General features: G+C 65.1%; 15 protein-coding genes. 8 read left to right on the plus strand and 7 right to left on the minus strand.

Features of this window, described 5'->3' with window-relative positions:
* Positions 1-14: 14 nt before the first annotated feature.
* From rpsP to BOO69_RS01480, 5 genes are all read right to left on the minus strand, one after another.
* Positions 15-419, minus strand: a complete 405-nt coding sequence (gene rpsP / locus BOO69_RS01460) for a 30S ribosomal protein S16 (protein WP_071969652.1) — start codon at positions 417-419, stop codon at positions 15-17.
* A 47-nt stretch (positions 420-466) separates the two neighbouring features.
* Positions 467-763 (minus strand): chorismate mutase, encoded by a 297-nt coding sequence (locus tag BOO69_RS01465; RefSeq protein ID WP_071969654.1) that lies wholly within the window; start codon positions 761-763, stop codon positions 467-469.
* Positions 764-884: 121 nt separating this feature from the next.
* Positions 885-2,381: a signal recognition particle protein gene (gene ffh / locus BOO69_RS01470; RefSeq protein ID WP_071969656.1), complete on the minus strand. Its 1,497-nt coding sequence runs from the start codon at positions 2,379-2,381 to the stop codon at positions 885-887.
* A gap of 189 nt (positions 2,382-2,570) precedes the next feature.
* A complete protein-coding gene (locus tag BOO69_RS01475) occupies positions 2,571-4,358 on the minus strand; it encodes an SLC13 family permease (protein ID WP_071969658.1) in 1,788 nt (595 codons plus the stop codon).
* A 160-nt stretch (positions 4,359-4,518) separates the two neighbouring features.
* Entirely contained in the window at positions 4,519-5,097 is a 579-nt protein-coding gene (locus tag BOO69_RS01480; protein ID WP_071969660.1) for an FMN-dependent NADH-azoreductase, read from the minus strand.
* Positions 5,098-5,216: 119 nt separating this feature from the next.
* On the opposite strand from BOO69_RS01480, the gene BOO69_RS01485 reads away from it, so the two are divergent.
* Both BOO69_RS01485 and BOO69_RS01490 read left to right on the plus strand, forming a co-directional pair.
* Positions 5,217-6,095: a LysR family transcriptional regulator gene (locus tag BOO69_RS01485; protein ID WP_071969663.1), complete on the plus strand. Its 879-nt coding sequence runs from the start codon at positions 5,217-5,219 to the stop codon at positions 6,093-6,095.
* Positions 6,092-6,985, plus strand: a complete 894-nt coding sequence (locus BOO69_RS01490) for a DMT family transporter (protein ID WP_237267536.1) — start codon at positions 6,092-6,094, stop codon at positions 6,983-6,985. The genes BOO69_RS01485 and BOO69_RS01490 overlap by 4 nt, the downstream gene beginning before the upstream one ends.
* 245 nt (positions 6,986-7,230) lie before the next feature.
* On the opposite strand, the gene BOO69_RS01495 is transcribed toward BOO69_RS01490, so the two are convergent.
* Together BOO69_RS01495 and BOO69_RS01500 are read right to left on the minus strand one after the other, a co-directional pair.
* Positions 7,231-7,584: an ArsR/SmtB family transcription factor gene (locus tag BOO69_RS01495; RefSeq protein ID WP_071969666.1), complete on the minus strand. Its 354-nt coding sequence runs from the start codon at positions 7,582-7,584 to the stop codon at positions 7,231-7,233.
* 40 nt (positions 7,585-7,624) lie between these two features.
* Positions 7,625-7,855, minus strand: a complete 231-nt coding sequence (locus BOO69_RS01500; protein WP_071969667.1) for a hypothetical protein — start codon at positions 7,853-7,855, stop codon at positions 7,625-7,627.
* A gap of 101 nt (positions 7,856-7,956) precedes the next feature.
* Between BOO69_RS01500 and BOO69_RS01505 the strand changes: the two genes are divergently transcribed.
* The 6 genes from BOO69_RS01505 to BOO69_RS01530 all read left to right on the plus strand — a co-directional run bounded on the left by BOO69_RS01505 (position 7,957) and on the right by BOO69_RS01530 (position 11,649).
* Positions 7,957-8,868, plus strand: a complete 912-nt coding sequence (locus BOO69_RS01505) for a LysR substrate-binding domain-containing protein (RefSeq protein WP_071969669.1) — start codon at positions 7,957-7,959, stop codon at positions 8,866-8,868.
* Between the two features lie 174 nt (positions 8,869-9,042).
* Positions 9,043-9,393 carry an AtpZ/AtpI family protein gene (locus BOO69_RS01510; protein WP_071969671.1) on the plus strand — a complete coding sequence of 117 codons (351 nt, stop codon included), beginning with the start codon at positions 9,043-9,045 and terminating at the stop codon, positions 9,391-9,393.
* A gap of 1 nt (position 9,394) precedes the next feature.
* Positions 9,395-10,153 (plus strand): F0F1 ATP synthase subunit A, encoded by a 759-nt coding sequence (locus tag BOO69_RS01515; protein WP_071969674.1) that lies wholly within the window; start codon positions 9,395-9,397, stop codon positions 10,151-10,153.
* Between the two features lie 68 nt (positions 10,154-10,221).
* A complete protein-coding gene (locus BOO69_RS01520) occupies positions 10,222-10,446 on the plus strand; it encodes a F0F1 ATP synthase subunit C (protein ID WP_011567586.1) in 225 nt (74 codons plus the stop codon).
* 84 nt (positions 10,447-10,530) lie between these two features.
* Positions 10,531-11,082 carry a F0F1 ATP synthase subunit B' gene (locus BOO69_RS01525; protein ID WP_071969676.1) on the plus strand — a complete coding sequence of 184 codons (552 nt, stop codon included), beginning with the start codon at positions 10,531-10,533 and terminating at the stop codon, positions 11,080-11,082.
* 3 nt (positions 11,083-11,085) lie between these two features.
* A complete protein-coding gene (locus BOO69_RS01530; protein WP_071969678.1) occupies positions 11,086-11,649 on the plus strand; it encodes a F0F1 ATP synthase subunit B in 564 nt (187 codons plus the stop codon).
* The last annotated feature ends 58 nt before the right edge of the window (positions 11,650-11,707 follow it).

Raw genomic sequence — 11,707 nt, forward strand, 5'->3', positions numbered from 1 at the left:
CCGGGCGTGTCGCCTTATTCTTCAGCGGCTGCTTCTTCTGCCGGTGCTTCCTCGGCAGGTGCGTTCGCGGCTTCGGCAGCGGCGGCAGCCTTGTCGGCCTTCTCCTGCGCGCGCTCCTGTGCCTTCTTGCCCGGCGTGCCCTTGTTGGGGTTGTTGCGCTCGGTCTTGGGCAGGGCGCCGGCAGCTTCGAGCATGCGCTTCACGCGGTCGGTGGGCTGCGCGCCTTTCGACATCCATTCCTGGATGCGCTCGACGTTCATCTTGACCCGGTCCTCGCTGTCCTTGGGCAGCAGCGGATTGTAGGTGCCCAGCTTCTCGATGAAGCGGCCGTCGCGCGGCATGCGGCTGTCGGCGGCGACGATGGAGTAGTGCGGACGCTTCTTGGAGCCGCCGCGGGCGAGACGAACTTTCATGGCCATGGTCTGTTTTCCTTTGTCTTTGGGAAGATGCGCCGTGATGACGCAGCTTACGATTGGTGCTGTTGATGGTGCCGAATGACTTCGGCGATGATGAAGTTCAGGAACTTCTTGGCGAATTCGGGATCGAGGTCGGCCTCTTTCGCCAAATCTTCGAGCCGGGCGATCTGTTTCGCTTCGCGATCCGGATCGGACGGGGGAAGGTCGTGTGCGGCCTTGAGCCGACCCACGGCCTGGGTGTGCTTGAAACGCTCACCCAAGGTGTAGACCAGTATCGCATCCAGCCTGTCGATGCTGGCGCGGTGGTCCTTGAGAAGCTCTGCGGCGCGCGCTGCGGTATCTGTCATGGCATGACCCCATTGCCGCGCTGACGCGCGATTACATCATTGTCGGCGCCCGCGGGCTCCTGCCCGCAGCGCGGTCCGTGACACCGGCAGGCGCCACGGTTCGTATGACGGACGGGCGCGGTCATTTCTTCTTGCCAAAGCCCGAAAGGCCGGGCGGGAGGCCCATGCCACCGGGCATGCCACCCATGCCGGGCATCTTGCCGCCCATCGCCTTGGCCGCGGCTTCCAGTTGCTTGGGGTCCATCTGACTGGGGTCCATGCCGCCCTTGCCGCCCATCATGCCTTTCATCGCCTGCTTGAGCATCCCGCCTTTGCCCATCTTGCCCATCTTCTTCATCATGTCGGACATCTGGCGATGCATCTTCATCAGCCGGTTCAGGTCGCTGACCTCGAGCCCGGCACCCGCGGCGATGCGTTTCTTGCGGCTGGCCTGCAACAGGGCGGGGTTGGCGCGTTCCTTCTTGGTCATCGACTGGATAAGCGCGATCTGCTGCTTGAGAATGCTGTCGTCGAGGCCCGCGCTTTCGACCTGCTTGGCCATCTTTCCCATGCCGGGCATCATGCCCATCATGCCCTGCATGCCGCCCATCTTGATCATCTGTTCGAGCTGCATCCTGAGGTCGTTCATGTTGAACTGACCCTTGGCCATGCGCTTCATCATCTTTTCGGCCTGTTCGGCCTCGATGGTTTCCTGCGCCTTTTCCACCAGCGCGACGATGTCGCCCATCCCGAGGATGCGTCCCGCGATGCGCTCCGGCTCGAAGGTCTCGAGCGCGTCCATCTTCTCGCCCAGGCCGACAAAGCGGATCGGCTTGCCCGTGACCGCGCGCATCGACAGGGCGGCCCCGCCGCGGCCGTCGCCGTCCATCCGGGTCAGGACCACGCCGGTGATGCCGATCCGGTCGTCGAAGTTCTGGGCCGTGTTCACCGCGTCCTGGCCGGTCAGGCCGTCGACCACCAGCAGGGTCTCGCGCGGGTTGGCGACGTCGCGCACCGCCTCGACCTGCGCCATCAGCTCTTCGTCGATGGAAAGCCGGCCCGCGGTGTCGAGCATGTACACATCGTAGCCGCCCAGCCCCGCCTGCGTCTTGGCGCGTTTCGCAATGGCGACGGGGTTCTCGCCCTTGACGATGGGCAGCGTGTCGACGCCGATCTGCGTACCCAGAATCGCGAGCTGCTCCATCGCCGCGGGGCGGTTCACGTCCAGCGATGCCATCAGCACCTTCTTGCCGTCGCGTTCCTTCAGCCGCTTGGCCAGCTTCGCGGTGGTCGTGGTCTTGCCGCCGCCCTGAAGGCCGACCATCAGGATGGGTGCCGGCGGATTGTCCACCTTGAGCGCGCCGGGCTCGGCCTCGCCCTTCAGCACGTCGACCAGCGCGTCATGGACGATCTTGACGACCTGCTGCCCCGGTGTGACGGATTTCGTCACCGCCTGGCCTGTCGCCTTGTCCTGCACCGTCTTGACGAAATCGCGAGCCACGGGCAGCGACACGTCCGCTTCGAGCAGGGCGACCCGCACCTCCCGCAGGGCGGTCTTCACGTCCTCTTCTGACAGCGACCCCTGCTTGGTCAGTCGGTCGAAGACGCCGGAAAGGCGCTCGCTGAGGTTCTCGAACATGGGCACAGCCCCCTATCGTCGGTTGCGGGATGCCCCTGATGTAGGGATCTCGCGCTGAATACACAAATGCCCCCACGGGCGTAACACGCTGGTGGAGGGCGATCCCTGCACGCCGCAGGGACCGGAAGGCACGGCTTCCGGGAGTTGCCCGGGCTTTAGCCGTGCCGCCAGACGGAGTCAAGCACGGGGTCAGCCCAGTGGAAAGAAGACCGCGATCGCCAGCACCGCCGCCGCGCCGACCACGAGGTTCATCGGCACACCGATCATCAGGAAGTCTCGGAACTGGTAGTTGCCCGCACCGTAGACCAGCGTGTTGGTCTGGTATCCGATGGGCGTGGCGAAACTGGCCGAGGCGCCGAACATCACCGCCACGACAAGGGCGCGGGCATCCACACCCAGTTGCCCCGCCAGGCTGATGACGACCGGAGTGAGGATCACGGCGACGGCGTTGTTGGTGACCAGTTCGGTCAGCACGGACGCGGTCAGGTACACGGCCGCCAGCAACAGGACGGGTGGCAGCATTTCCAGGAGCGGGACCAGCGCGGTGACGATGGTTTCCACGGCGCCGCTGTTCTCCAGCCCCGTGCCGATGACCAGCATGGCGAAGATCAGGATCAGGATGCTCGCGTCGATGGATCCCCATGCCTCGTCATTGTCGATGCAGCGCAGCAGCAGGATCAGCGCGACGGCGAGGATGGACAGCAGGGTGATGCTCGCCGCACCGATCGCGGCAAGCGCCACGACGCCCAGCAATGCCGCGATGGCGATAGGCGCCTGCCGGCGGCGGTAGGCGCGTCCGGAGGGCCGCGACACGGAGACGATGGTGCCTCCCCGCGCCAGGGCGTCCAGCCCCTCGGCGGTGCCCTGCAACAGAAGACGGTCCGCCGGGCGCAGCTTGACGGACCACAGGTCGGGGCCGGGAATGTGGCGGTGGCGGTTCGCCCCGAGGATACGCACGCCGTAATCCGCGCCAAGGCCGGTCTCTCCCAGCATGCTCCGCCCCTCGGCAAGGCCGGGTGGCACGATGGCTTCGGCGATCAGGCGGTCCTCGTCCTCGCGCGGGCGGCCCGGGCGGCGCAGACCCACCCGCAGCCCCGTCATGTCGTGCAGCGTCAGCAGTTCCGAGGTGGGCAGCGACAGGATCAGCGTGTCGCCCTTGGCCAGAACCGTGTCCGGCAGGTCGCTGCGCTGGATGGTACCGCCCCGGCGCAGGCCGGTGATGCGGATCGCCGCACGGTTGAACTCGGGGGTGTCTGCCAGCCTCTGACCGATCATCGGTGCCTCCGGCAGGATCGCGACCTCGGTCAGGAAAGTCGTCTCGGTGAGCATCGAGGTGGCCCCCCGGTCCGGTCGGTTCGGCAGCAGGAACCGTCCTGCGGCCATCATGAAGACCAGCCCCGTCAGCGCCGCGACGATGCCCACCGGGGCGATCTCGAAGATCCCGAAGGCGTCGATGCCGTTCTGCCGCGCGACACCGTCCACGAGCAGGTTGGTGGAGGTGCCGATCATGGTGCAGGTGCCGCCGAGGATCGACACGTAGGACAGCGGGATCAGCAGCCGGGTGGAAACGATGCCCACGGCATGGCTCAGCCGCAGGACCAGCGGGATCAGGATCAGGACGATGGGCGTGTTGTTGACAAAGGCCGAGGCCGTCAGCGCGGCAAGGAAGAAGGTCGTCAGGGCCAGCACGGGCCGGGTTTTCGCGCGGTCCACGATGAAACCCGCGATGGCATCCAGCACGCCTGTTCTGACCAGCGCGCCCGAGACGACGAACATCGCCGCGATGGTGATCGGCGCGGGGTTCGAGAAAACCGCCATCACGTCGTCCGGGCTGACGAGCCCCAGAAGGATGAACGCGGCAGCGCCCACCACCGCCGTTGTGTCCGGAGGGTATCGTTCAACGATGAAGGCGATGAAGACACATGCCAGCAGGCCAAGGGCGACAATATCCTCGGACCCCGCGAACCAGCTACTCATTCGAAATGCCCCTCTGCGCCGATGTCCGGCGATCCGTCAGGAACGCGGCATCGGGCTGCGCGGTTCCAGCGTCACGGGAGGGGGATACAGAAAAATTGGCGCCGGGCCCTTGGGCGGGGTCCGGTGCCGTCGCTTCCGCAACCGGCGCGGAAGGGGGAGATCAGGCTGCGAGCTTCTCGATCGCGTCGTTGGCGCGGGCGACCGTCCCGTCGGCATCCGTGGCCAGTGCATCGGCCGCGACCACGGACACGTCGGTCATGCCCATGAACCCGAGGACGAATTTCAGGTATCCGCTGACGAAATCGGCAGAGGATCCGACGGGGGTTCCGCCCGAGGCCATGGCGATGATGACGCGTTTGCCCTTGACCAGACCTTCGGGGCCATTTTCGGTGTAGCGGAAGGTCACGCCGACCCGCGCGACAAGGTCGATCCAGGCTTTCAGCGACGCGGGCACGCCGAAATTGTAGACCGGCGCGCCGATCACGATAGTGTCGGCGGCCATCAGTTCCGCCACCAGCTTGTCGGATTCCTTCAGCGCCTCTACCTGCTCGGGCGCGCGGTCGGATTCCGGGGTGGTCCGGGCAACGGCCCAGGTATGCGTGATCTGCGGCAGCGGTTCGAGCGCGAGGTCGCGCACGACCACGTCGGCATCGCCAAGCCGCGCGATGATGCGGTCTGTCAGGTCCCGGGTCACCGAAGTCTCGGTATTGGCGGAAGAGTCGATGCGAAGTATGGACATGGTGTCATTTCCTGTCTTGAGTGGTTCGGGACAGAAATCGGCATTTGCAGATTCAAACACAACTGGCGGAATTGCACTCGCTTTGTTCAGCATTGCACAAGTCTGACGACGGGGTGGAGATGGACAACTGGGACGAGATCAGAACGGCGTTTCAGGTAGCCCGGCTGGGAACGGTCAGCGGTGCGGCCGAAGTGCTGGGGGTGCATCATGCCACCGTCATCCGGCACATCGACGCGCTCGAAGGGCGGCTCGGGGTCAAGCTGTTCCAGCGCCACGCCCGAGGGTACACCGCCACAGAGGCGGGCGCGGACCTGCTGCGCGTGGCGCAGGCCACCGATGACCAGTTCAACCAGCTGGTCGGGCGGATCAGGGGGCAGGGGGCCGAGGTGTCGGGCGACCTCGTGGTGACGTCGCTCGCCAGCCTGTCGTCAAGCGTCGCACCGATGCTGGTGGCGTTTCAGCGGCAGTATCCGCAGGTGAAAGTGCGCTACCTGACCGGCGACAGGCTGTTCCGGCTGGAATACGGCGAGGCGCACGTGGCCATCCGTGCCGGCACCGTGCCGGATCAGCCCGACAACGTGGTGCAGCCGCTGATCTCCAGTGCCATCGGCGCCTACGCAAGCCGCGCCTACGTCGAGGCGTTCGGCCTGCCCGAAGGCCCGCAGGACTACGGCAACCATCGCTTCATCGGACCGGAGAACAAGGACAGCCGCGCGCCCTTCTACATCTGGCTTCGCGAAAACGTCCCGCCCGATGCCGTCCGGTTCCGTTGCACCGACTCGCACGCGGCCGATGCCGCCCTGCTGGCCGGCGCCGGGATCGGTTTCATGGATGCGTCCGAGGCGGCGCGGCATCCCGACCTGGTCGAGGTTCATGCGCCGCAGCCGGAATGGGCCAGCCCGCTCTGGCTGGTGACGCATGTGGGCCTGCACCGCACGACGAAGGTTCAGGCGCTGCTGTCGTTCATCAAGAAGCGCGTGAGCGAGGGGGGGCTGTGAGCCCCGGCGCACAGGGCCATCTTGCAATGCTCGCCTTCTCGGCCCTTGTGGCCGGGTCGTTTTCCCTCGGGGCGCTGGTGGCGAACGACATTGCGCCGTCGGCGTTCAACGCGGCGCGCTTCTGCCTGGCCGCGGTGGTGGTGGGGGCGCTGGCCTGGCAGCGCGGATCGTTGTCGCGGGCCAGCTTTGCCGCGCCTTGGCGCTACGGGCTGCTGGGCGGTTTCTTCGCGGTCTACTTCGTCCTGATGTTCGAGGGGCTCAAGACCGCGCCGCCGGTCAGCGCCGCCGCGGTGTTCACCCTCGTACCGGTGATGGCCGCCGGGATCGCCTGGTTCATGTTGCGCCAGGTGCTGACCCCCCGCATGGCGCTGGCGCTGCTGGTCGGTGGCGCGGGGGCGCTCTGGGTGATCTTCCGTGCGGACCTAAGCGCCCTGATGGCCTTCGACGTGGGCCGCGGGGAGGCGATCTATTTCGTCGGCTGCGTCAGCCACGCGATCTACACGCCGCTGGTGCGGCGGCTGAACCGGGGCGAAGGGCCGGTGACCTTCACGTTCGGAACGCTGCTGGCGGGCGCGGCGCTGCTGGTGGTCTATGCCTGGCCCCGGATCGCCGCCACGGATTGGCTCGCCCTGCCGCCGCTGGTCTGGGTGACGCTGGCCTACGTGACCTTCTGCGCGACCGCGATCACGGTTGTGCTGTTGTCTTTCGCCGCGCTGCGCCTGCCCTCGGCCAAGGTCATGGCGTACACCTATCTGACACCGTCGTGGGTCATCGTTTGGGAGATCTTCCTGGGCAATCCGGTGCCGTCGCCGCTCGTGCTCGGGGGCGTGGCGCTCACGATCATCGCGTTGCTGCTGCTGCTTCAGGACGACGGCGCAAAGAATGTCTGAGCCCAGCGGAACCAACCGAGCCGATCACGCGTTTGTCATCCAATCTGAATTAGAAGGAGCGACAACGTGCGCAGCATCATCTATCTCATTGGCCTTGTGGTCGTCGTACTTGCTATCCTGCGTCTTCTTGGCCTGATCTAGAGGCTGCCATGCGAAATCTCATCTATATCGTCGGCCTCGTTGTTGTTGTTCTGGTGGTTATCCAGTTGGCCTTCTGAAAAATCCGAAACCGGGCGCGTGATCTGTCACGCGCCTTTTTCGTCCTGCCGGTCTTCCGGTTCCGGCAGCTCAAGCGCCAGGAACCGCTCGAACGCGTCCAGATGGACTGGTTCGAACTGGCCGAAGCCCTGCATCCAGGTGGACGCGGCCTTCATCGCTTCCGGTTCCAGCTTGCACCACTTCACCCTTCCCCTCTTTTCCTGAGAGATCAGACCGGCGGCGGTCAGCACGTTCAGGTGTTTGGAAATCGCCGCGAGGGACATGTCGAACGGGTCGGCGACATCGGTCACCGCCATGTCGTCTTCCAGCAGCATGGCCAGAATGGCCCGGCGCGTGGGGTCCGCCAGCGCGGAAAATACCTGGTCGAGCGTGGGTGTCATGCACGGTAGATAGCCGAGCGACCGGGCCGGGAAAAGCGTCTCAAAGCATCGGGTGCCGGGTTTCGCGTATTTCCGGGGCGGTCTCCCGCCGCGCTGTGCCGCCATGGGAAAGGCCCGCGTCCCGCATCAGGCGCACGTCCAGATCGCCCACGTGCGGATGATCCCGCTGTCGCCAGCGGTGGGCGAGGGGGCTCAGGCCGGCCGCCACAGTTCTGAAAAACGCACGTATGCGCGCCGTCCGGCGCTGCGAAGATATGCTGTAATCGGTCATTGCGGACTGCCTTCGCTTGTCTCTACCGATATGGCTGCCCGGGCACTACGGGGCAAAGACATTTGCTTGACGCCAGTTGTGCGGAAAATGCACAAAAGGGCATGAGCCGTATCCTGCCCCCGCTGAACGCCCTGCGCGCCTTCGAGGCGGCGGGCAGACACCAGAGCTTCTCGCGCGCGGCGGAGGAGCTTCGGGTCAGTCACTCCTCCGTCAGCCGTCACGTGCGTGGACTGGAAGACCGGCTCGGGGTCCAGCTTTTCCGCGAATTGTCCCGTGGTCTGACGCTGAAAGAGGACGGCCGCGCCTATCTCGCGCAGGTCTCGCCCGCGCTTGACGCGATCGCGGAGGCGACGGAGGGGCTGACCGGCGTCGTCGCGGGGCGGGTCAGCGTCAACAGCGAGCCGCTGTTCGCCGCCAAGTTCCTGATCCCCCGCCTGCCACTGTTTCAGGACCGCCATCCGGATGTCGAATTGCAGCTGGAGGCGTCGACCGCGTTGGCCGATGTCGCGCGCTACGAGGCCGATCTGGCGATCCGCTTCGTGCCGCCGGGGGCGTTCTATCTCGGTGCCGAGCGGATCAGCGATGCCCCGCTGCATCCCTATGCCGCCGCCTCGCTCGTGCCGTCGGGAATGCTGGACCCGCAGGCGATGCTGGCGCTGCCGTTGCTCAAGGACCGGGCCGGGGACACCTGGGGCCGCTGGTTCTCCTTGGCCGGTGGTGTCCCGCCGGATGCGGTGCCCGGCGCGTCATGGCGGCGCAGCACCCTGCTCGAGGTCGAGGCGGCGCTGGCGGGGCACGGCGTTCTGCTCGTCTCGGACGAAGTGGTCGCGCAGGAGGTGGCGTCGGGCCGATTGCGCCGGGTGTCGGACATCGGCTTTCGTGAGGGCGACTACCAGATCCTCGGCGGCGAGGGGGTGTTCCGGCGCAAGGCCGTGCGGGCCTTTCGCGACTGGCTGATGGAGCAGACGGCCCCCTGGCGCAGTGGGGGCGACCAAGATCAACCGAAAGGTTGAATATGATTGGCCGTCCGGTTTTTCCCCGCAATGGCCAGGGGGCAGGTGCCGAGCGCGGCAAGGGGACAAAAATTATAAATTAATATCAGTAATTTAGCTCAGGACCGATCATAGTTGACTCTAACAGCCCTGCCCAGTACCTAACGGCCCAAGTCATCCCACGGGGCATGCGGCATGAGCGATCCGGACCAGCAACAGCGGCTCGAACAGCTCGAGGCACGGATCAACGCCGTCAAGGGGCGCAACACGCCCAAGCCCATTCAGGATGAAAGCCACACTCAGGCGCAGCTTGCCTGGCGTATGGTGATCGAACTCGTGGCCGGTCTCGGGATCGGTTTCGGCATCGGATACGGCCTGGACGTGCTGTTTGGCACCCTGCCGATCTTCATGGTGCTGTTTACATTTCTGGGCCTTGCGGCCGGGGTAAAGACGATGCTCCGCTCCGCGCAGGAATTCCAGGCAAGACAGATGGTCGAACCGACCGAGGACGCGTCCGGCAAGGACGACAGGAACGAAGGAGCCTGAGATGGCGACAGAAGCGCATGGTGCAGAAGAAGGCGGCCTGGTTTTTCACCCGATGGACCAGTTCATCGTCGAACCCCTGTTCGGCGAAGGCGCGGTGTCCTGGTACACGGTGACCAACGCGACTCTCTGGATGTTCCTTGCGGTTGTGGCCACTTTCGCGTTGCTGGTGCTGGGCAGCTCCAAGCGGGCTCTCGTCCCCTCGCGGATGCAGTCCGTGGCCGAACTGGCCTATGGTTTCGTCTACAAGATGGTCGAGGACATCTGCGGCAAGGAAGGGGTGAAGTTCTTCCCCTACATCATGACGCTGTTCATGTTCATCGTCTGCGCCAACTTCCTCGGGCTCATCCCGACGGCCTTCACGCCCACCTCGCATTTCGCCGTCACGGTGCTTCTGGCGATGGCGGTGTTCCTGACCGTCACGATCCTGGGCTTCGTCAAGAACGGCGCAGGGTTCCTCAGCCTCTTCTGGGTCGCCTCGGCCCCGCTGGCGCTGCGTCCGATCCTGGCGATCATCGAACTGATTTCCTATTTCGTGCGCCCCGTCAGCCACTCCATTCGTCTGGCGGGCAACGTCATGGCGGGTCACGCGGTGATCAAGGTCTTCGCCGGCTTTGCCGCGATCACCCTGATCAGCCCCGTCTCCGTGGTCGCAATTACCGCGATGTACGGTCTCGAGGTCCTGGTGTCCTTTATCCAGGCCTATGTCTTTACCATCCTGACGTGTGTCTATCTCAAGGACGCGCTTCACCCGCACCACTAACCCGCGGGATCAAGACAACGGCGGGGTTTCCCGCCACCACGCAACTTCCAATCGTAAGGAGAATTCACATGGAAGGCGAACTCGCACACATCGGCGCAGGTCTGGCAGCAATCGGTTCCGGCGCAGCCGCGATCGGGGTCGGCAACGTGGCCGGCAACTACCTGGCAGGCGCTCTGCGCAACCCCTCCGCTGCGGCATCGCAGACGGCCACCCTCTTCATCGGCATCGCATTCGCGGAAGCGCTGGGCATCTTCGCCTTCCTCGTCGCGCTGCTGCTGATGTTCGCCGTTTAACTTCCCGGTTACGACATCCTTACGAACGGGCGGGTGTCGCTGACATCCGCCCAAGCGTAAAGAAAAGTTTCCAAGGAGGCCCTGATGGCAACTGAACCAATCGACGTCGAACTCGCCGGCACCTGCGTAGGGCCCAACGGCTCTGCCATCGGGATGCCGCAGCTGTGCTTCGACTGGTGGGGCAACCAGATTTTCTGGCTGATCCTGGCGCTTATCGCGACGTACCTTATCCTGTCCCGCGTGGCGCTCCCACGCATCGGGGCCGTGCTCGCCGAACGGCAGGGCACGATCAGCAACGATATCGCCGCCGCCGAGGACCTCAAGTCGAAAGCCGAGCAGGCAGAGGAAGCCTACAACAAGGCTCTGGTCGATGCCCGCGCCGAGGCGCAGCGCATCATCGCAGAGGCAAAGGCCGACATGCAGGCCGACCTGAATGCCGCGATGGCCAAGGCGGACGAGGAAATCGCCGCAAAGACCGCGGAGTCCGAAAAGGAAATCGCGAAGATCCGCGAAAGCGCGATGGAAAACGTCGAAGCCGTTGCCAAGGACACCGCGAAGGAAATCGTGGCGGTCATGGGCGGCAAGGCCGACGACAGCACCGTGAACGCGGCCGTCGAAGCCCGGATGAAAGGATAACCCATGCGTCTGATTTTGACCGCAGCAACCGCATCCGTCCTTGCCGCGTCGCCGGCCTTCGCGGCGGGGGATGTCTTCTTCTCGCTGACCAACACCGACTTCGTCGTCCTTCTGGCCTTCCTGCTGTTCCTTGCCGTACTGGTCTACTTCAAGGTGCCGGGCATGATGGGCAAGATGCTGGACAAGCGCGCGTCCGACATCCGGTCCGAACTGGAAGAGGCACGCGCCCTGCGTGAAGAGGCACAGACCCTTCTGGCCAGCTACGAGCGCAAGCAGAAGGAAGTGCAGGAGCAGGCAGACCGCATCGTCGCCACTGCCAAGGAAGAAGCCCAGCGGTCCGCGGAACAGGCGCGCGAGGAATTGTCCCGCTCGGTCGAACGCCGGCTGGCCGCCGCCGAAGACCAGATCGCCTCGGCCGAGGCCGCCGCGATCAAGGACGTGCGTGATCGGGCCGTGGCCGTCGCGATCGCTGCCGCGCGCGAGGTCATCGCCAAGCAGATGTCCGCTGCCGAGGGCAACAAGCTGATCGACGATGCCATCGCGCAGGTCGACACCAAGCTGCACTGATCCACGACCGATAACCATATCAAGCCCCGGCTCCGCCGGGGCTTTTTCGTTTCAGGGG

This window comes from Sulfitobacter alexandrii (assembly GCF_001886735.1).
Classification (GTDB): Bacteria; Pseudomonadota; Alphaproteobacteria; order Rhodobacterales; family Rhodobacteraceae; genus Sulfitobacter; species Sulfitobacter alexandrii.

Bases quoted from the DNA above. Each gene is read 5' to 3' on its own strand.
- rpsP (WP_071969652.1), bottom strand. From the start codon at position 419: ATGGCCATGAAAGTTCGTCTCGCCCGCGGCGGCTCCAAGAAGCGTCCG.
- BOO69_RS01465 (WP_071969654.1), bottom strand. From the start codon at position 763: ATGACAGATACCGCAGCGCGCGCCGCAGAGCTTCTCAAGGACCACCGC.
- ffh (WP_071969656.1), bottom strand. From the start codon at position 2,381: ATGTTCGAGAACCTCAGCGAGCGCCTTTCCGGCGTCTTCGACCGACTG.
- BOO69_RS01475 (WP_071969658.1), bottom strand. From the start codon at position 4,358: ATGAGTAGCTGGTTCGCGGGGTCCGAGGATATTGTCGCCCTTGGCCTG.
- BOO69_RS01480 (WP_071969660.1), bottom strand. From the start codon at position 5,097: ATGTCCATACTTCGCATCGACTCTTCCGCCAATACCGAGACTTCGGTG.
- BOO69_RS01485 (WP_071969663.1), top strand. From the start codon at position 5,217: ATGGACAACTGGGACGAGATCAGAACGGCGTTTCAGGTAGCCCGGCTG.
- BOO69_RS01495 (WP_071969666.1), bottom strand. From the start codon at position 7,584: ATGACACCCACGCTCGACCAGGTATTTTCCGCGCTGGCGGACCCCACG.
- BOO69_RS01500 (WP_071969667.1), bottom strand. From the start codon at position 7,855: ATGACCGATTACAGCATATCTTCGCAGCGCCGGACGGCGCGCATACGT.
- BOO69_RS01505 (WP_071969669.1), top strand. From the start codon at position 7,957: ATGAGCCGTATCCTGCCCCCGCTGAACGCCCTGCGCGCCTTCGAGGCG.
- BOO69_RS01510 (WP_071969671.1), top strand. From the start codon at position 9,043: ATGAGCGATCCGGACCAGCAACAGCGGCTCGAACAGCTCGAGGCACGG.
- BOO69_RS01515 (WP_071969674.1), top strand. From the start codon at position 9,395: ATGGCGACAGAAGCGCATGGTGCAGAAGAAGGCGGCCTGGTTTTTCAC.
- BOO69_RS01520 (WP_011567586.1), top strand. From the start codon at position 10,222: ATGGAAGGCGAACTCGCACACATCGGCGCAGGTCTGGCAGCAATCGGT.
- BOO69_RS01525 (WP_071969676.1), top strand. From the start codon at position 10,531: ATGGCAACTGAACCAATCGACGTCGAACTCGCCGGCACCTGCGTAGGG.
- BOO69_RS01530 (WP_071969678.1), top strand. From the start codon at position 11,086: ATGCGTCTGATTTTGACCGCAGCAACCGCATCCGTCCTTGCCGCGTCG.